Source organism: Paenibacillus silvae, from assembly GCF_014639235.1.
In the GTDB taxonomy this organism is placed as follows: domain Bacteria; phylum Bacillota; class Bacilli; order Paenibacillales; family Paenibacillaceae; genus Paenibacillus; species Paenibacillus silvae.
In genome coordinates this window covers 496,701-514,737 of sequence record NZ_BMFU01000002.1, presented here as the reverse complement: position 1 = coordinate 514,737, position 18,037 = coordinate 496,701, and the positions used below count along the sequence as shown (strand labels likewise).

Here is an 18,037-nt window from a genome sequence, read left to right as displayed (position 1 = left end):
TTTTAGATATCAGGAGCTTTTATTCTATAATCTACTCATCTCAAGCAAGACTCGAATAATGGTTGTTTTAGGAATGAGAGCCATGTTCAATGAGTTCGAGTGATAGTCTGGATTTGAAATATTCAAAGATCTCTGGACTGTCCTGGATGGAGGTGCGGAGTGCGATGTAACCATCGGGACGAATTAATATAAGTTCATCGCTGACCACATCGTAAATTCGATAGGCATTTCCTGCTTTGTCGATTATATTTTCCACACCCTCGGCATGAGATGGCAGAATGACATGTAGATGAATTGCGTCGTATGTGAAGTTCTCGAGAGGAAGGATATCTGCAGAGTTCACAAAAGCCAGAAGAGTCCAGTGGGGACCGCGAAACAAGTCAAAAAGACTTCCCGTAAACCCCGCACCCTGCAATCCCTCCGCATTAGGAGCACGATCGCCGGGCATCAAACGAGAAATATTCGTTTGATGCGATGGATAGGCAAGAGAACTCGACCGATAGGAAATAAGTAACCCGCTCGTCAGATCGTCGGAAACCGTACTTAATGATTGGGATAATGCTCCGCGCTCACTAGCCGTTCTGATGACTCCTCCCATCTTTTTGGTACTATCCTCAAGCACCGCTTGAGCCACAGGTCGGCGCTCCTCATCGTACGTGTCAAGCAAAGCTGCGTCCGCTCCTCGCAGGACGGCATCCAGCTTCCATCCCAGGTTATATGCGTCCTGAATCCCCGTATTCATGCCCTGACCGCCGGCTGGCGAATGAACATGAGCAGCATCACCCGCAAGAAATACCCGTCCGTTACGGTAACTTTCAACCATGCGGACATTAATGCGGTAGATGGACAACCAGGAGGCATCCATAAGCCGAACTCCCTTGCCGCTCGCTCGTCGGTCAAACATAGCTTGGTACACTTCTAACGTCGGCTCCTCCGGTTCCTTGATTTCAGCCGGAATTGTGGCCTGCAATTGCCAAATGTCGGATTTAGGTAACGGTGTCACCCCAACCATACCCTCCGGAGATGTCCAGATATGAATATGATTACGATCCAGCCCTTCCAATCGCACGTCACCAAGATACCATCGCTCATGATCGTGTGTATTACCAACCAGCGGCAAATGAATAAACTTCCGTACATTACTTTTTCCCCCGTCAGCACCAATTACATAGCGAGCGTGAATGTGTTCTTCTCCTTGTGGCGTGTTCACAGTCACCACTACACTATGCAAATTCTGAACGAGCTTGACAGCTTCCTTTCCCAACTCAATTTGGCCGCCAAGCACCGAATATCGGTTACGCAATGCTTTTTCCACATCGAATTGAGCAATCCAAAGTGGATCACGATAGGGTGTCTCAAGTTCAGCGCTGGCTGCAACTGTAATTGGCGGCTTATCTGCAAACCCGCCATCCTCAGTGTAATAACGAACAGGCAAATCCACGACACCTGTGTTGATAATGTACTGAACAGCCTCCAAATCATCAATGACTTCAAGTGAGCGAGGTTGGATTCCTTTGGCGCGAGAGGCTGTGTTATACGAGGTGCCTCGTTCAATAATACGATGATTAACGTTTCGACGGGCAAGGTCGCAAGCAAGTGTAAGTCCTGTTGGTCCTGCACCGACAATAAGGACATCAACAAAAGATTGCATGGCTTTCATGGGTAAAATCCTCCTTGATTCATATTTTATTATGTCACACATATTAAACTACACCGTGCAGTGTAGTTTGTAAAGTGGAACTTATTTTTGATAGTATATCTATAAGGGGGAACTTACGGATGGAGAATACGGAAAACAAAAAAGTTCGCAAAGGCTCTTTAGACAAACGAGCTAAAATTATTGGGGCAGCTAGAGACCTGTTTCTTTTAGATGGATTTGATCGTTCCAGCGTCGATGCAGTGGCAGCAAAAGCAGGAGTTTCCAAACGGACCGTCTATGATTATTATGGTGACAAACAGAGCTTGCTGCTTGCCGTTGTGGAAGAAACGAGCGGGGCGGTTCTCGAGCTGATCGAACAAGGGATTGCAGACCATCTCTTCGAATTCGAGGATTTGGAGCAGGCGCTTGTCACATTCTGCGAACAATTCGTGGCTTCGGCCAATGGTTCGTCTGACTACAGTGCTTTGATCCGTCTGGTTACGGTAGAAGCTGATAATCTGCCAACCTCATTTCTGGAGAATCTGGATTATGCAACGGAAGAGGGGCTTATCAGAAGGTTTACCGAGTTTGCACAAACCGGATTGCTCCATGTATCTGATCCTGAGATGGCAGCAAAACACTTTGCCGCATTAACGTTTTTAATGGTATTTAATCAACCTAAAAAAAATGGGGCTTTGGAGAAAGACCAGACCAAACGTATCCTTACTGAAGGAGTACGTGTCTTTCTTTGCGCTTATGGTAGAATACAGCCTTGAAAGATGGAGGGAATACATATGAAGAAGTATATAGTCGTTCACACGCATCATTCGAATTATCCAGATCCGATTGTGTTGTCCAAGGGAGATGTGGTTCTGTACGGAAAAGAAGATACCGAATTCCCGAACTGGATTTTCTGTGAAGCATTGCACTCCAGGAAGAAAGGCTGGGTGCCAAAGCAAATCCTGAGTGCACCTGATGATAAACTGATGGCAAGTGTTCAACAAAACTATTCTGCACATGAATTGAATGTTGCCCCGGGCATGATTGTGGAGAAGGAATCAGAGTTGAATGAGTGGAGTCTCGTATTCACTGCTGATGGGGAGAAGGGGTGGGTACCGAATAAAGTAATCACCCCACTGAAATTATAGACGTTACGGCTTGTCCATCCATTCTGATCTTAAAACTGCATATTGATACTCATCTATCCACTGACCCTTGGACATGTAATTTTCGAGCAAATGTCCCTCCCGCCTCATTCCTAATCGTTCAAGCACTCGAATGGATTTGGCGTTACGCACATCAGCAAAAGCAATCACTTTATGTTTGTTCAGTGAGCCAAATACATAGTCAAGCAGGGCGCAAAGTGCTTCATGCATATATCCCATACCTTGGTACTCGGGGGCCAGCGTGAAGCCAAGCTCAACATTACGAGGTTCAGCTCCAAGGGTATGGATTGCACAATCCCCGATCAATTGATTATTAGCGGACAAGGCAATGGCGTATTGAAACCACGTCCCGGCTTGATCGGGAGATTGTGCCATTTGTTTACTGACAAAGGTCTCAGCATCCTGAAGGGTATAATTTTCCCAGGATTGAAAACGAGCAACCTCTGGATTAGCCCTGTATTGATAAAAAGCCTGTATATCCTGCATGTTAAATGATCGAATAATAAGTCTCTCCGACACCGCATACGCTTCGTTTGTTTTCTCCATCTACAAATCATCCTTTAACTTTTAATAGTCTTCGCTGTTATTCGTAATATTCAAGCAGTTCTACTGAAGCTCAGTCTACTCTGGATTTAAAAAAGTCAATCAGCCATTCCATTAACTGCTGCTGAGCCTTGCTAATAAAACGGTCCGCATAATAAGTCAGCTCCATATGCCTGACAGGCACAGGTCCAGCAATCGGGATGGAAACGATATCAGACCAGCCGGAATGCTGTTTCAGTAGCTCTCTTGGCTGAATTGTGGCACCGATGCCTGCCGCAACCAGCTGCAGCAGGGAAGACGCAGAACCAACCTCCATAACCGTACTTAATTCCAGGCCTTGTTCCCGGCAAACATCATCCACCAAATCTCTGCCCAAATACCCCTTAGGATACATTACAAGAGCGTGTTCCGTCAGTTCTTCAAGAGCAATCTCATGTCTATTCGCCAGCTCGCTTGAGGTATGAACAAACACTTCATACTGCTCACTGCCTAGCGGAATCTGTACCAGCCTTTTATCCACAGGAGCACGCAGACCAACCCCGAGATCGACTTGATGTGCCAGCACTTCATCCCGAACGTAAATGGTGGAGAAGGCCTGCAGTTTAGTATCAGGATAGCGGGTTTTGAACTCGACAAAAAGCGGAACGAGCTGAAAATCAAGGTCAGAGGGTAATACAGCCAGACGTACGGTTCCACGTTTCTCGGATAACAGCTCTTTAATCGCATTCTTCGCATCCATCTCCGCCTGAAGCATTTTCATTCCGTATTGATGGAGAAGCTTGCCTGCCTCGGTTGCAATGACTTTTTTGCCAATCCGGTCAAAGAGAGGTGTACCCAATTCCGCTTCCAGCAGACGAATCTGCTGACTCAGCGTAGGCTGGGAAATGCCCAATTCTTCTGCGGCCTTTGTAAAATGAAGATGCTCAAATACGGCCATAAAATACGTAATATTTCGAGTATCGATACACTTCACCCCAATGAATAATAGTATTTTACTATCATAATAATACGAATTATTGGATTGATCAATGGAACAGGCGAGCTTATACTCAAAGTGACTTCAACAAGACTCAGGAGGAAGAACACGATGAAAAAAACATTCTTATTATTGGCGCTATCGATCGCGGCATTGAACCTGCGTCCTATCATTACTTCTGTAGCTTCAATGATGGGCATGATTCAGTCCGAGCTTGGTATAAGTGCATTAACGGCAAGTCTGCTAACAACGTTGCCTGTGCTGTGTATGGGACTGTTTGCCCCTGCTGCCACGGCGCTTAGTCAGCGGCTAGGTCTGGAGCGAACGCTTTTTATATCACTGCTGCTGATTACATTAGCGACTGCACTGCGCGGTGCAGATCAGTCCGTCACGATGCTTCTGGTTACCGCTTTGTCGGGAGGAATCGGGATCAGCTTCGCTGGCCCTCTGTTATCCAGCTATATCAAAAAGTATTTCCCCGGCAGCCCCGGCGTTGTCAGTATCTACTCCGTCTCCATGACGATTGGAGCGGCGCTGGCATCAGGGTTGACCATTCCGATCTATCATCAGGCCCAAAATAACTTAACACTCGCTTTGTCCTGCTGGACTGTGCTGGGAATACTAGCTTTGATTTTCTGGCTGCCACTTATTCGCAAAAAACAATCTTCCAGCAGCAGAATGCAGCGTCTTCGGCTTCCGCTGGGCAACAAAAAAGCGATTCGGTTCACCTTGTTCTTCGGCTTTATGGCCAGCATGTTCTACAGCCTGACAGCCTGGATATCACCGATTGCTCTCAGCTTTGGATACAGCACACAAGATGCAACGATCCTGCTTACCTTGTTTACATTGATTCAAGTGCCCGCTGCGCTGCTCATTCCAAATCTGGTGAATCGCTCAGGCAAGCTCAAGCTGTGGCTGGTCTTGTGCAGCATTTCGGAACTCATCGGTCTAGCATTACTCTTATCACCAGTTCCCATGCTTCCTGCCGTAATTTTTCTGGGCATAGGTGCCGGTGGATTATTCCCTTTGGCCTTAATGCTGCCTATTGTAGAAACGCGTACGGCAGAGGAAGCGGGAACCTGGTCTGCCATGTCACAGATGGGTGGTTATACTATGGGAGCTTTCGGCCCGCTGGTTATCGGAGGAATTTTTGATCTTAGCGGACATTTCAACGCCTCGATCACTGCTATGCTGGTCATTGTAGTGCTGATGATCAGTGTACAGCTTTCCATGTCGATGGGGAGCAAAACGGTAGAAACACCTCATAAACCATAAACCATGAGCTATAAGCACTACAAAACTGAAGGTACGCCACTGTGTGACGTGTAGACTCCAGCGTACTTCACCTTATATACAATAATCGCCGCAGCCTGTCGTGATAACAATAACAGGCTGGCGGCGATTTTCATGTTATAGAGCAGCTTCAGCGTAGGCTTGGGAGGACTGTTTCCGCAGCTCTCGCCGCAGGAATATTCCAATCCCTAGCGAGGCCAAACCTATGATGAGAATACAAGCTCCCAGCTCCAGGCTGTAAAAACCCAATTCACCGTGCCGGAAGGCCATCCCCCGGATCATACGATTGAGCCAGTTCATCGGCAGAGCCCATGCAGTTACCTGAAAGAATGTCGGGAACGCAAGCGGTGTTAATTGAATACCGGTTACCAGAAATGAAGGGTACAGAATAATACTCATTCGTGCACCAACCTTGGATACATTTCGAACAGAGTATCCGAGCAGCACTGCCAGCAAACATAATGCCATCGAATACAGCAGTAGAGGCACAACAAAAATATAAGGTGCTGCTTCAAATCGCATATGTCCTACCTGCTTTAACATCCCGTAACTGAGCAGGGAAGAGCAGGTACACAATAATGCATAAGGTACAGCTCTAATCCAGAGATGGAAGGGCGAATCTCCAGCCGACATCAGTTTTCCTTCCTGCCGAAGGCGGGGAGCAATCGCACCGGCCGCACCTGTCGTAAGCATCAGTATAATAATGTTTACAAAGCCAATCACCATTGTACCAACATAACTGGAGGTTGGATTATATAACATGCGTTGTGCCATAGATAGTGGGGACAACAGATTTCTGGCTGATTCCATGTCCATACCGCTTTCAGCAAGATGGGTTAGAGAAAGCGTCATATTTTCGGTCGTTATAATCTCCTGAATGGCAGGCCGAATCCCGCTCAGGCTGGAAGGCATCGTATTGTCCATCCAGATTCCGATACTTGAAGACAACCCCTTGTCTTTACGCTGCTGCAAGCCTTCCGGGATGTATATAACAGCCACAGTCTGCTCATTAGCCAGCAGTATATCGGGAGAGAGTCGATTGGCAAACACATTGGTGACATCCATATATTGAGATGCATTGATTTTCTCAATAAGTTGTCTCGAATAGGAGGAATGGTCTTCATCCACCACGACAACAGGTGTTTCGCTTAACTGATTTCGGGAGAACATAAGCCCGAAAAATACAGCAGCAATCAGAGGAGCAACGAAAATAACAATAATCCATTTACTCCCGCGTATGTGTTTCCACTCATCAGCCAGTGATTTCATCAACCCGCACCTCCGCTGTCATCCCGGGAAGCAGCTCTTTACTGGATGGAATGGATACTCGAATCAGGAACATACTCAAATCTGACTGCCCCTTATCCCGAGTCATGCGCAGGTTGGCGAACTGGGGAGAGGCAGATACCGAAGTAATCACACCTTGCTTTACAAGAGGTTCTTCCAAATAAGGAAAATGAACATCTATCTTTTGCTGAGTACGAAACTGCTTAATTTGTGATTCCGGGATGTACAGGTCTACATAAAACGCTTCTGTTTCGGGCTCTGTATTCAAGATAGCTTGCTTTGTATTCTCAGCCTGACTTACAGCATCTGTACCTGCAGCAACTAACAAACCGCCTGCCAAAATAATAATTACAGCTATGACCATATAAGTTACCCATTTAAACTTCACAACGATCTCTCCCTATATTTAATTTTTTTCGATTTTCCGGCAGGCATGTTCAGCTGCCTCCATGATGATCTCCCCCAACGTCGGGTGGGGATGAATGGTCATCGCCAAATCCTCGACCGTTGCTCCCATCTCAATGGCAAGCGACAGCTCGGATATGAGGGTAGAAGCCTCAGCACCAACAATCTGTGCACCTAATACAAGACCGGTTGTGGCATGGGCAACGATTTTGACAAAACCTTCGGTTTCCTTGAGAGCCAGAGCACGACCATTAATAGAGAAAACGGATTTCCCAACGATAACCGGGATGGATTGTTGCTTGCACGACGTCTCGCTTAACCCTACACTTGTTACTTCTGGATGTGAGAACACAACCAGCGGAAGTGCCTTGTAGTCAATCGCGGACGGTTGGCCTGCGATCGCTTCTGCTGCAATCTTCGCTTCATACGAAGCTTTATGAGCGAGAGCAGGGCCTTGAACGATATCGCCAATCGCATAAATATGCTGGATAGCCGTTCTGCACTGCTCGTCGATCTCGATCAAACCTCTTGAATCAGAGGTCAACCCGATATGTTCGAGCCCGAGAGCTCCGTCCGTATTGGGTTTTCGACCTACGGTTACCAGTGCATATTCAGCCTGTATAACATACTGTTCATTCTGACGTGTATAATACAGATCAATATTGCTGCTATGCTGCTCGGCGCCTGAAACCTTAGCCCCTGTAATCATCGTAATGCCATTCTTCTGCAGCTGGCGAATGACAGGGGACACAATTTCACTTTCGAATCCGGGCAGCACTTGCTCACCGCCCTCCACAATGGTTACGTTAGCGCCGAATCTGGCAAACATCTGACCCAGCTCTACTCCGATATAACCACCACCAACGACAACCAGACTCTTCGGAATATGAGGCAGGGACAGTGCTTCAGTGGAGGACAGAATACGACCGCCAAAGGGAAGAGAAGGGATCTCAATAGGGCGAGACCCCGTTGCCAAAATGAGATGTTTAAAGCCGATCTGCTGCTCACCGTTTTCAGCATGATGTATCCGGGCCGTATGAGCATCGATCAAGCGAGCTTCGCCTTCCAGAAGGGTAACACCCGCCGTTTTTAGCAAAAACTGAACTCCTCCAGACTGCTTGTTAACCACTGCCTGCTTGAAAGCTTGAGCTTGCGGATAAGCATCAGCTTCGTGAACTGCCCCCAACTGCTTGCGTATATGAAAACGCTCTGCTTCTGCAATCAGCGCTTTGGAAGGAATACATCCCACATGTGTACACACACCACCAACCTGCTCACGCTCTACAATGGCGGTCTTCATACCAAGCTGTGACGAGCGCAATGCGGCAACATAACCTCCTGGTCCTGAGCCAATGACTAAAGTATCTACGAGTTCTAACTGTTTCATTGTGGAGCACCTCCGGGTTTAAAATATGATGAACGTAATATATTATAGTCATCATATTTTAAAGGAGTCAATATGATATTTCAGAATTGACACCTATACAATATGATGGTTATAATATTTTAGAGCTATATTAATAAAAATTTTTAGAATTATATGAATTGTCATATTTTAGAGTTATATTAAGGAGTGGAGGTCACATGCCTTATCCCGAAGGGCATAAGCTCAAAGTGCGACAGCATATTATCACCAGCGCGGCAAAAGCTTTCCGAACCCATGGGGTTCAAAACATCAGCCTTCCCTACATTATGAAGGGGGCGGGACTGACCCATGGAGGGTTCTACTCTCATTTTCAGAACAAGGATCAGCTTGTGATGGAGACATGTCAGTTTGCCATTGGTGATACCATTGAAACGTTACAGCGCGTGGCTGACAAAAACAAAGATGAAGATCTGCTGCCGATTGAGGCCGTGATTGAATTTTATTTAAGCCCACTTCATCGGGATCAGTCAGAGATTGGCTGTATTCTGCCCGCTTTGTCGGGAGAAATACCTCAATTATCGAAGCAGATTCGCGAAGCCTACACCCAGGAGTTACAGCACTTTATCGAATTTGTCACAAACATGGCAGAGATCGATACGTCTGCCGGGTATGCGTTGGTAAGCAGTATGGTCGGTTCAGTTGCTCTGGCACGTGCGGTCAGCGATGCAAAGCTCAGCGATGACTTGTTGCAGGCTGGACGGATGCAGGCCAAACGAATTATAGAAACGGCCACCCATCAAACCACAACACCAACTAAAGGACAGGGGGATTGATCGAATGATCATAAGAGAAGCGAATATGGAAGACATCCCACAATTAAGAAAAATATATCTGGATTCCCGTCGGGAGAGCTTCCATTGGGCCAATTCCGATGAGATGTCTCTTGACGATTTTGACCGGGATACATCAGAAGAACAAATTCTGCTGGCAGAGGAAGATGGTCAAGTGCTAGGATTTGCTTCGCTGTATGTACCAGACCGCTTTATCCATAATTTATTTGTGCATCCGACTGCTGCGGGCAAAGGCGCGGGTAAACTGCTGCTTCAGCAATCTGTCGAAGAACTGGGAACACCCGTTACGTTGAAATGTGTGTCTGACAATCATAAAGCACTTGGTTTCTATAAGAAGCAAGGCTGGCAGCCTGTTGTAGAAGAAGGCGAACCTGGAGCAAGATATTGGGTCATGAAATTTGAGAAATGAGTGAATAAAAATGAACATTAAAAAAATCAACGAAAATGGCGTAACTATTGCTTACGTTACTGGCAGTGAACAATTAATTACAGATGTTCAGTCTGCGATCGATCTCATGGCAACAGTTAGATATGAAGTCGATAGTCACCGCATTATTGTTAATAAAGCTGATGTATGTGAAGAGTTCTTTGATCTGAAAACACGTTTGGCAGGGGAAGTGCTTCAAAAGTTCATCAACTATCAGACCAAAATTGCAATCGTTGGCGACTTCTCGAGTTACACCAGTAAAAGCCTCAAAGACTTTATTTATGAGAGCAATAATGGTAATGATATATTCTTCCTGCCAGATGAACAGCAGGCTGTTGAAAAGCTGAGTAGCTTAAAGTGAGTAGGGCGCTATATAGACAATACTGATGAGAGACATGTTTTGTTCTCATTTGCGTAGACGGCTGGTCAACCTTCTATCAAACGCAAATAGAGAATAAGAGATGTCTTTTTACATTTTATTAACAAACTTAGTTTATCCAATATACAAAGTGCCTTGAACATGTTATCATCTCATCAGAAATAAAATCTAAAGCGCATTCATCAACCTATAAGGTGGTGCATCGAACCCAATGGATCAACATTTTAAAGAAGCGATTGTCAGCGGAGAAAGCTCACTTGGTATTGAATTTGGTTCTACACGGATCAAAGCTGCCCTGATCAATAAGCAGTTTGAAATTATCGCTTCCAGCAGTTATGAATGGGAAAATCAGCTAATCGGTCATTATTGGACCTATCATCAACATGAGATGGTTCATGGGTTACAAGATGTATATGGTCAACTCAAGCAACAGGTTATGACGAACTATGGAGTAAAGCTGCAAAAAATAGGTGCCATCGGATGCTCTGGAATGATGCAGGGGTATATTGTTCTGGATGAATCAGGAGAACTATTAGTTCCATTTCGTACATGGCGTAATGCCACAACGAGTACAGCAGCAACTTGCTTGACCCGACAATTTCAATTTAAAATTCCTGAGCGATGGAGCATTGCACATCTGTATCAAGCCATCTTAAACAATGAGGAACATGTCAAGCACATTAAATATATAACAACGTTGTCAGGTTACATGCACTTTCTTCTAACAGGAAGTAAGGCTATCGGGGCAGGGGATGCTTCGGGCATGTTCCCGATTGACAGGACAACATGCGGATACAATAAGAAGATGCTTGCACAGTTTAACGAGCTCATTCGCGATAAAGCTTACCCTTGGCATCTTAAAGACATTTTACCTTCTGTACTTACAGCTGGTGAACATGCTGGTTATCTTCACGAGACCGGAGCACGACTTATCGACCCATCTGGCGATCTGCAAGCTGGCATTCCGTTCTGCCCCCCGGAAGGTGATGCCGGAACGGGCATGGTGGCTACGAATAGTATTCAAACACGCAGCGGCAATATATCGGCTGGTACATCCATTTTTGCAATGTTCGTTCTGGACAAAGATATCGGGGTATATCCCGAGATTGATATTGTCGCTACACCCGATGGAAACCCGGTTGCCATGGTTCTGGCTAACAATTGCACCAGTGATATCAACGCATGGATCAGACTGTTCCATGAATGTTGTGAGGCCATGGGATTAGCCATTGACCACAATCATTTATTTCATGTTCTGTTTAATAAAGCGATGGAGGCAGACCCCGACGGAGGCGGTTTGTTGAGTTATGGTTACTATTCCGGTGAGAACATTACTGGAATAAGCAAGGGGCGCCCGCTATTTGTCCGTTCCCCGGACAGTCGATTTAATCTGACTAATTTTATGAGAACACATCTGTTCAGTGCATTTGGCGCATTAAGACTCGGAATGGATATTTTGACGCAAAAGGAGAATGTAGCTGTCAAACATATTGTGGCACATGGAGGATTATTCAAAACGCCGCTTGTCGGTCAAAAAATATGTGCAGCTGCACTAGATGTTCCCGTATCCGTGATGTCAACAGCTGGTGAAGGCGGGTCATGGGGAATAGCTGTATTAGCTTCCTATATGATTCAGAAGAAGAAAAACGAGAGCTTGGTGGATTTTCTAACACTTCAAGTGTTTAATGGTATAGAAGCGAGCAAGATGGAGCCAGACCGTGTTGACGTGAACGGATTTGCCCGGTTCATGGAACGTTACAAGAAAGGGCTTGCCATTGAGCAAGCCGCAGTAGATCATTTTATAGAAAAGGATTGAGAACGATTGACAGATGAATTCGTCTGGGGAATATTCGTCACGGATGTTTCGGCCAATTTCCCCAATTTCTATCCCATAGGCATATACAGCACAAAAGAGTCAGCCATGAAAGAAATCCATTCTCTCCCACGAGATCACAATTATCAACTACTGCAGCTGCCATTGAATCGTAATTTTGCATATTATCACAAAAAGAACGGTAAATTGGTGGGCATGGATGCAGTCAATCATGAACATTTTCATTTTAAAGATGAAGACTGCGATTGAAACGAGGCTGTTACACAACTTAATAATGTAATGCAGCAGTATTGAATCGTTTTTTTCATACGTTGACGTTCTTAAGAATGTGGAATGTCATCGCACGTCTATTTACAAACCGCTGGTCGGTTTATATAATGAAGGTAACATATTTGGGAGGACTTCTGATGAAAAATGAAGATCGACGTAAACAGACAACTGAGCAGCTGTTAAAAGCAACAAAGGAACTTCTCCGTGACAAGGGCTGCCATTCCATTACCTTGAAAGAAATTATGGAGCGATCTGGCTTGTCCAAAGGGGCCATTTTTCATTACGTTAAAACCAAAGACGAAATTTTTATCTGGATTCTTCTTGAACATCTCGACATGATTCATGAAGCTGTATTAAATAACGTTGCTGAAGCCGAGATCAAAACGTTCGAGGGACCGATGCAGATTATTGCAGCCAATCTATCGGGGATGGAGGATCGGGAGCTGATTACGAATAAGGTTCTAGCGTATTTGCTGGGGAAAGAAGATGATCCTGAAGTATCCGAAGCTTTGCAGCAGTTCTACGATACCTCGGTTAAACATTCTGTTCACTGGATTGAACTTGGGCAGCAGCATCAGGTCATTAACCGTTCTGTTGACGCTAATAGTATGGGAGAGCTCTTTGTACTGCTTTCTATGGGATTACGTGTGCGAAGCTTTATGAAAACGAACGACCAGGACGGACTTAAACCAAAGGAAATTGCTTCATTTATGGCAGAGATATTAAGAACTGCTACACAATAACACATTCACTGACGAATGATGAAAAGGGGATGTACCATGGCACCATTTATCGTATTATGTACAACGTTTCTCCTGTTCCGTGGAATCGGCTGGCTTGGTGTTCCAATGCTGGATCATTGGCATCCCGCTCTCCAGCTTGCAGTAGCGCTTATGTTCCTGATGACCGCATCGGCTCACTGGGGCAAACGAAGAACAGATCTGTTGAATATGGTCCCGCCGGGCATCACGAACAAAGAGCGGGCAGTAACCTGGACAGGCGTACTCGAAATTGCAGGCGCTGCAGGCCTTCTGATTCCTGGTATTGACTGGATTGCGTCTATCGGACTTCTGCTTATGTTAATTCTCATGTTTCCTGCCAACATTCATGCCGCACGCCATAAAATAACCATCAATGGGAAGCAGGTACTGCCCGTGTTTCCCCGCTTGCTGCTGCAATTATTTTTTATCACGGCCGTTGTCCTGGCCTCACCATGGTTCAAATAAAGAAACTGGCCCAACACTCAGCTCAGACGATTGTTGGGCTTTTTGATGTTAGGAGCCGAGCAGATCACATTTCAGCATTTAGCTTTTGATGATATCGACAATTTGCTTGAGTGCCTTTTTGGCTTCAGGGATCGGAAACACGGGGAAAACATGATTCATTTTGGGATACTCAAAATAATTGATAGCAACAGACTGCCGGGCAGCCTTTTCTTTGAATTTACGTGCATCCGGAAGGAAAAATTCATGGGTCCCGATAAACACCGAGATTTTACCCAGATTTTTGATCTCTCCATGAATCGGACTGACCAGGTAGTGAGAACGTGGCAGTTCACCTGCATATGATTTACCAGATGCAACCAGCATGTCCCAATTCAGCATAGGCTCCTTATCAATCATTGCCATAACCTCCGGACTACTCAAAGTTATGTCGAGCCATGGTGACAAGAGAATAATGTCTTTTGGCTGCGGCAATCCTTGTTCTTGCAAATATTGCGCGAAGGCGAGAGAAAGGCCACCACCCGCAGAATCACCCATAATGGTGATGTTTTCTGGTTTAGTTGTTTTCAAGATATGCTGATAGACGATCAGTACACTAGCAATCGCATCGATGCATTGATAATTAGGAGCCTTTGGATACACCGCTGCATATACCGTACAATTTAATTGCTCCGTGAGATGATTCAGGAAATGCCAGTGCCATGTCAGTGGCTGGTCAACATATCCTCCACCAGGCAAATATAGAACGATCCGCTCATCCGATCGAGATTTCGATTTCATCATATAAGTATCTACGGGGAGGCTCTGATCCTTGGTTATACTGTATTTATGTTTTAGTTTTGCGGGAACTTCATAGGGCACACTATTTATTTTTCTACGTTCTTCCATAAATTCATCTACATTCATTTTTCTTTTTGTCATTCTGAGCAACAATTCTACAAGAAAACTTCGAATACTACGCATAATACCGACCTCCTTAGACAAATCATACTTGATTAGCATTATAAAATATATTTAAATATAATTTAGTATCATAAATTTTTATTTAAGGGTAGGGAGAATGAGATGAACATTACTCAGTTGCAGTATCTGATATCTGCTGCACAATTCGGTTCATTTACCAAGGCAGCAAGTGTGCATCATCTGACCGTACCGACAATCAGCCAATCCATCAGGCAGCTTGAAGAAGAGATGGACACAATTATTTTTCACCGCACCAAAAAGGGCGTTGCTCCCACAGTCGAAGGGGAGTTGGTTCTGAAGCATGCCGCAGCTATTCTGAAAAATATAGACAGCATGCAGCATGAATTGCTTATACTGAAAGAAGATCATATGGAGAGCATTACAATAGCAACCATTCCCGGTTTTGTTCCGCAAGTTGTTCAGGCTACGTTAGAGCTCATGCAAAGTTATCCCACACTCAAGGTGCAGATGATCGAAGGTGACACTCAAACTGTCATAAAGCACGTTCAGGACGGTTATGCAAACATGGGTTTATTATCCTACAGTAAAAGTCAACAGAACTCTTCGCTTGAATGGGTGCCGATCGTAGAAGGTAATGCCGTAATCGTTATGAATATCAGTTCACCACTACGTTATTTCAAAACGATATCTCCAGAAGCCTTAGAAAATGAGGAGTTTGTTCTATATAAAGACGAACATATCGAGAATATTGCTCATTATCTGATGTCTGCCAGTGCTGGCAATCGTATATCCCTGATTACAAATAACACGGACGCATTGGTTCAGATGGTCGTTAAGGGGAATGCAATTACCATTGCACCCGATTTTATCGTGAATACGTTGTCCTCCACCTATAAGGAACAGCTCGTCACAGTTCCAATTGAACAGCTCAGTTCCGATAACAAAGCTATATTGGGCAGAATTACAAAAGTGGATGAACCGGTTCCTAAAATGGTTGAAGAATTTACAACCAGACTTACAGATCGGGTTCATCATATTAGTCTCCAGATGGATTAAATGTCATACCTGGAGTAAATATGAGTGTCAACTTTCTATCGTTCTTATAGAAAAGTTGACTCGCATCCAAAAATGATATAATTTTGTATCAAATGATATTTTAACTTATACATTTATCAAATCCTATGAGAATGGATGGATGCAGCTATGGCAATGACCTCGAACATTAAATTAATGGTGGACAGCACCTCAGATTTATCAAAGGAACTACTTGACCGTTACGATATCAGCGTTGTGCCGTTATATGTCGTTATGGGTGCTCAATCGTACAAGGACAATATAGATATTACAACTGGAGAGCTGTACCACCGCTCTGATGAGGAGGGCATCATTCCCAAAACTGCCGCGCCATCACCGGCTGATTTCATTCGTTTCTTCGAACAGGAGCTTGAAGAAGGCAAACAGATCTTATATATCAGCATGTCATCCAAGGTGTCTTCTACTAATCAGAATGCGCACATTGCAGCCTCCGAGCTGCCGGATGGGCAGATTCATATCGTCGATTCAATGCATTTGTCTGCAAGTTATGCCATACTGGTAGTAAGGGCAGCCCGGGCACTCGAAGCAGGACACTCGCTGGAGCAGGTCATCAAGGATATTGAGAATGTACGAGAGAAGGTTAATATTGATGTATTAGTGGACCGACTGGATTATCTATATAAGGGTGGTCGAGTGAGCAGTTTACAGCATTTAATTGGCAATGTTCTTAAAGTACGTCCTGTGCTTAATATTATTCAGGGAGAAGTACGCTCTATTCAAAAGTATCGCGGGAAAATGGAAAAGGCGCTGGACGGAGTACTACAGAAAATCGTTACGCGTAAAAATGAAATTTGTCCAAACGTACTTATTATTGCTCAAACTTTTGCAGAGAAACTAACGGAAAGATTACATGCCTCGCTTATACAGACAAATCATTTCAAAGACATTATTCTGATTGAAGGCGGTTGTGTAATCGGCTCTCATACGGGTCCTGGTTCAATTGCTGTCAGTTATATTGATTTGTAAATATAGATCCATCCATCTCCTCCAAGTATAATTGGAGGTTTTTTTGTGAAAAAACAGGAAATTGTTGAATTAAGTAAACCCTGAATTCAATTCAAACTTGAATTAGAAAGGCTGGTAATTACACTGAATCATGCCGCGCAAACATCCGGTCTTTCCAACGAGCTCAAGAAATTGATGATCTAGGCGCTCCCATCATCTTCAGGAATGTTATGTAAGGAATGAATATAAACAGACTCTGCCTATAATTGAAGATCAGCTTCCCTGTACACTACAGATATGAATATTTTGTTTTAATACATGTTCATATGACACTAAACATCAGGAAAAGGGGATGCTCATCATGTTTCATTTTGAATCAGAGAAAGAACTTCAGCAGACGCTGCTGCAATGTAAACAGGCCGCTTTACAGGCACTATCCTATTATCAGCTGGACTGGGAGCAGATTCGATTCAACCAGCTCTCGGGCACATGTACCTTTGTCTTGGAAACACAGGAGAAGCAAAAGCTATTGCTTCGAATTCATTCAGGAATGGATATACAGGAGATTGAATCTGAATTATTATTCCTTGAATCTCTTCATGCAAACAGTGATCTGATCATACCTCGAGGGCTTGTAAGTGCTGCCGGCTCCAGAGTAATTACACTCGAACGAGATGGTGATGTCGAATATCATGCCACATTACTAAGTTGGGTTGAGGGTGAGCATTCGCAAGGGGCGCTTACGGATGATCAGGTGTATCAGGAAGGTGTGCTTTTGGCTAAACTGCATCAAGCCACCGAGGGTTTGACGCTCGCCCAAAACTCCAATTTCAAACGTCCTGCATGGGGTCAGCAGACATTTCAGCAAGCCTGGGCTCGATTAACGAAGTATTACAGCAACTTTCTGCGTGAAGCAGAATTCCAGCTTTATCGTGAAGCCGCCGACCGGGTTTCCTCATGGCTTGCCACACTTTCGGTTGAAAAGAACAGCTACGGCTTGATTCATGGTGACCTCCATCAGGGCAATATCGTTTTTCATGACGGGCAGCCTCGCGCCATTGATTTTGGAAGATGTGGCTACGGATTCTTTACTTACGATATGGCCCATGTGATTCTGGGACTGTATCCCGCACAAAGAAAATTAGTCATTCAAGGCTACGAAAGCATCAGAACGTTGGATCAAGATTGGTACACCGCATTAGAGGCATTTTTCGTAATGGTCCTGATTGAAAATACCAGCCATCATGCCCCCAATCCTCGGGAAACCGAGAGTCTTCAAGCGGAGCAGCCATACGCTCAAGCGATCCTTCAACATTATTTAGACGGAAAACCATTTCTGTTTAATGCCATTGATATTATTAGTCGGGATTCCAGATGAAAGCGTTTGACTTATTCGAATAACCTTCTATAATTA

20 protein-coding genes are annotated in these 18,037 nt (G+C 44.7%); 13 read left to right on the top strand and 7 right to left on the bottom strand.

Going from position 1 to position 18,037, the window contains the following annotated elements:
* Positions 1-67: 67 nt before the first annotated feature.
* Positions 68-1,660, bottom strand: a complete 1,593-nt coding sequence (locus IEW26_RS08340) for an FAD-dependent monooxygenase (RefSeq protein WP_188592036.1) — start codon at positions 1,658-1,660, stop codon at positions 68-70.
* A 119-nt stretch (positions 1,661-1,779) separates the two neighbouring features.
* Here IEW26_RS08340 and IEW26_RS08335 point away from each other — a divergent pair, with 119 nt between their 5' ends.
* Positions 1,780-2,415, top strand: a complete 636-nt coding sequence (locus tag IEW26_RS08335; RefSeq protein ID WP_111272906.1) for a TetR/AcrR family transcriptional regulator — start codon at positions 1,780-1,782, stop codon at positions 2,413-2,415.
* An 18-nt stretch (positions 2,416-2,433) separates the two neighbouring features.
* Positions 2,434-2,787, top strand: coding sequence for an SH3 domain-containing protein (locus IEW26_RS08330; protein WP_188592035.1), 354 nt, complete (start codon positions 2,434-2,436; stop codon positions 2,785-2,787).
* A 3-nt stretch (positions 2,788-2,790) separates the two neighbouring features.
* Here IEW26_RS08330 and IEW26_RS08325 read toward each other — a convergent pair whose 3' ends face one another.
* On the bottom strand, positions 2,791-3,351 hold the full coding sequence (locus IEW26_RS08325) for a GNAT family N-acetyltransferase (protein WP_188592034.1): 561 nt from the start codon (positions 3,349-3,351) through the stop codon (positions 2,791-2,793).
* Between the two features lie 70 nt (positions 3,352-3,421).
* Positions 3,422-4,312, bottom strand: coding sequence for a LysR family transcriptional regulator (locus IEW26_RS08320; RefSeq protein WP_188592393.1), 891 nt, complete (start codon positions 4,310-4,312; stop codon positions 3,422-3,424).
* A gap of 123 nt (positions 4,313-4,435) precedes the next feature.
* Here IEW26_RS08320 and IEW26_RS08315 point away from each other — a divergent pair, with 123 nt between their 5' ends.
* Positions 4,436-5,599 carry an MFS transporter gene (locus tag IEW26_RS08315; RefSeq protein ID WP_188592033.1) on the top strand — a complete coding sequence of 388 codons (1,164 nt, stop codon included), beginning with the start codon at positions 4,436-4,438 and terminating at the stop codon, positions 5,597-5,599.
* Positions 5,600-5,734: 135 nt separating this feature from the next.
* Here IEW26_RS08315 and IEW26_RS08310 read toward each other — a convergent pair whose 3' ends face one another.
* The 3 genes from IEW26_RS08310 to lpdA are packed head-to-tail and all read right to left on the bottom strand — an operon-like array spanning position 5,735 to position 8,696.
* Positions 5,735-6,886, bottom strand: coding sequence for an ABC transporter permease (locus tag IEW26_RS08310; RefSeq protein WP_188592032.1), 1,152 nt, complete (start codon positions 6,884-6,886; stop codon positions 5,735-5,737).
* Positions 6,870-7,292 (bottom strand): HlyD family secretion protein, encoded by a 423-nt coding sequence (locus IEW26_RS08305; protein WP_188592031.1) that lies wholly within the window; start codon positions 7,290-7,292, stop codon positions 6,870-6,872. Before IEW26_RS08305 ends, IEW26_RS08310 begins: the two co-directional genes overlap by 17 nt.
* A gap of 18 nt (positions 7,293-7,310) precedes the next feature.
* Entirely contained in the window at positions 7,311-8,696 is a 1,386-nt protein-coding gene (gene lpdA / locus IEW26_RS08300; RefSeq protein WP_188592030.1) for a dihydrolipoyl dehydrogenase, read from the bottom strand.
* Between the two features lie 197 nt (positions 8,697-8,893).
* On the opposite strand from lpdA, the gene IEW26_RS08295 reads away from it, so the two are divergent.
* The 7 genes from IEW26_RS08295 to IEW26_RS08265 all read left to right on the top strand — a co-directional run bounded on the left by IEW26_RS08295 (position 8,894) and on the right by IEW26_RS08265 (position 13,662).
* Positions 8,894-9,508, top strand: coding sequence for a TetR/AcrR family transcriptional regulator (locus tag IEW26_RS08295; protein WP_188592029.1), 615 nt, complete (start codon positions 8,894-8,896; stop codon positions 9,506-9,508).
* A 4-nt stretch (positions 9,509-9,512) separates the two neighbouring features.
* The gene (locus tag IEW26_RS08290; RefSeq protein ID WP_188592028.1) at positions 9,513-9,935 is read left to right on the top strand and encodes a GNAT family N-acetyltransferase; all 423 of its coding nucleotides are present in this window, start codon (positions 9,513-9,515) and stop codon (positions 9,933-9,935) included.
* 10 nt (positions 9,936-9,945) lie between these two features.
* Entirely contained in the window at positions 9,946-10,314 is a 369-nt protein-coding gene (locus IEW26_RS08285; RefSeq protein ID WP_145402213.1) for a DUF4180 domain-containing protein, read from the top strand.
* A 229-nt stretch (positions 10,315-10,543) separates the two neighbouring features.
* Positions 10,544-12,148, top strand: coding sequence for a xylulokinase (locus tag IEW26_RS08280; protein ID WP_188592027.1), 1,605 nt, complete (start codon positions 10,544-10,546; stop codon positions 12,146-12,148).
* 6 nt (positions 12,149-12,154) lie between these two features.
* The gene (locus tag IEW26_RS08275) at positions 12,155-12,415 is read left to right on the top strand and encodes a hypothetical protein (RefSeq protein WP_188592026.1); all 261 of its coding nucleotides are present in this window, start codon (positions 12,155-12,157) and stop codon (positions 12,413-12,415) included.
* A gap of 158 nt (positions 12,416-12,573) precedes the next feature.
* Positions 12,574-13,179, top strand: a complete 606-nt coding sequence (locus tag IEW26_RS08270; RefSeq protein WP_188592025.1) for a TetR/AcrR family transcriptional regulator — start codon at positions 12,574-12,576, stop codon at positions 13,177-13,179.
* A 36-nt stretch (positions 13,180-13,215) separates the two neighbouring features.
* Positions 13,216-13,662, top strand: coding sequence for a DoxX family protein (locus IEW26_RS08265; protein WP_188592024.1), 447 nt, complete (start codon positions 13,216-13,218; stop codon positions 13,660-13,662).
* Between the two features lie 78 nt (positions 13,663-13,740).
* Here IEW26_RS08265 and IEW26_RS08260 read toward each other — a convergent pair whose 3' ends face one another.
* Positions 13,741-14,622, bottom strand: coding sequence for an alpha/beta hydrolase fold domain-containing protein (locus tag IEW26_RS08260; protein ID WP_188592023.1), 882 nt, complete (start codon positions 14,620-14,622; stop codon positions 13,741-13,743).
* A 102-nt stretch (positions 14,623-14,724) separates the two neighbouring features.
* Between IEW26_RS08260 and IEW26_RS08255 the strand changes: the two genes are divergently transcribed.
* The 3 genes from IEW26_RS08255 to IEW26_RS08245 all read left to right on the top strand — a co-directional run bounded on the left by IEW26_RS08255 (position 14,725) and on the right by IEW26_RS08245 (position 18,001).
* The gene (locus IEW26_RS08255; protein WP_188592022.1) at positions 14,725-15,639 is read left to right on the top strand and encodes a LysR family transcriptional regulator; all 915 of its coding nucleotides are present in this window, start codon (positions 14,725-14,727) and stop codon (positions 15,637-15,639) included.
* A 153-nt stretch (positions 15,640-15,792) separates the two neighbouring features.
* Positions 15,793-16,644, top strand: coding sequence for a DegV family protein (locus IEW26_RS08250; protein ID WP_188592021.1), 852 nt, complete (start codon positions 15,793-15,795; stop codon positions 16,642-16,644).
* Positions 16,645-16,984: 340 nt separating this feature from the next.
* Positions 16,985-18,001: a phosphotransferase enzyme family protein gene (locus IEW26_RS08245; protein WP_229729737.1), complete on the top strand. Its 1,017-nt coding sequence runs from the start codon at positions 16,985-16,987 to the stop codon at positions 17,999-18,001.
* Positions 18,002-18,037 lie beyond the last annotated feature (36 nt).

Coding starts and splice junctions, on each gene's coding strand:
- IEW26_RS08340 (WP_188592036.1), bottom strand. CDS start 1,660: ATGAAAGCCATGCAATCTTTTGTTGATGTCCTTATTGTCGGTGCAGGA.
- IEW26_RS08335 (WP_111272906.1), top strand. CDS start 1,780: ATGGAGAATACGGAAAACAAAAAAGTTCGCAAAGGCTCTTTAGACAAA.
- IEW26_RS08330 (WP_188592035.1), top strand. CDS start 2,434: ATGAAGAAGTATATAGTCGTTCACACGCATCATTCGAATTATCCAGAT.
- IEW26_RS08325 (WP_188592034.1), bottom strand. CDS start 3,351: ATGGAGAAAACAAACGAAGCGTATGCGGTGTCGGAGAGACTTATTATT.
- IEW26_RS08315 (WP_188592033.1), top strand. CDS start 4,436: ATGAAAAAAACATTCTTATTATTGGCGCTATCGATCGCGGCATTGAAC.
- IEW26_RS08310 (WP_188592032.1), bottom strand. CDS start 6,886: ATGAAATCACTGGCTGATGAGTGGAAACACATACGCGGGAGTAAATGG.
- lpdA (WP_188592030.1), bottom strand. CDS start 8,696: ATGAAACAGTTAGAACTCGTAGATACTTTAGTCATTGGCTCAGGACCA.
- IEW26_RS08295 (WP_188592029.1), top strand. CDS start 8,894: ATGCCTTATCCCGAAGGGCATAAGCTCAAAGTGCGACAGCATATTATC.
- IEW26_RS08290 (WP_188592028.1), top strand. CDS start 9,513: ATGATCATAAGAGAAGCGAATATGGAAGACATCCCACAATTAAGAAAA.
- IEW26_RS08285 (WP_145402213.1), top strand. CDS start 9,946: ATGAACATTAAAAAAATCAACGAAAATGGCGTAACTATTGCTTACGTT.
- IEW26_RS08280 (WP_188592027.1), top strand. CDS start 10,544: ATGGATCAACATTTTAAAGAAGCGATTGTCAGCGGAGAAAGCTCACTT.
- IEW26_RS08270 (WP_188592025.1), top strand. CDS start 12,574: ATGAAAAATGAAGATCGACGTAAACAGACAACTGAGCAGCTGTTAAAA.
- IEW26_RS08265 (WP_188592024.1), top strand. CDS start 13,216: ATGGCACCATTTATCGTATTATGTACAACGTTTCTCCTGTTCCGTGGA.
- IEW26_RS08260 (WP_188592023.1), bottom strand. CDS start 14,622: ATGCGTAGTATTCGAAGTTTTCTTGTAGAATTGTTGCTCAGAATGACA.
- IEW26_RS08255 (WP_188592022.1), top strand. CDS start 14,725: ATGAACATTACTCAGTTGCAGTATCTGATATCTGCTGCACAATTCGGT.
- IEW26_RS08250 (WP_188592021.1), top strand. CDS start 15,793: ATGACCTCGAACATTAAATTAATGGTGGACAGCACCTCAGATTTATCA.
- IEW26_RS08245 (WP_229729737.1), top strand. CDS start 16,985: ATGTTTCATTTTGAATCAGAGAAAGAACTTCAGCAGACGCTGCTGCAA.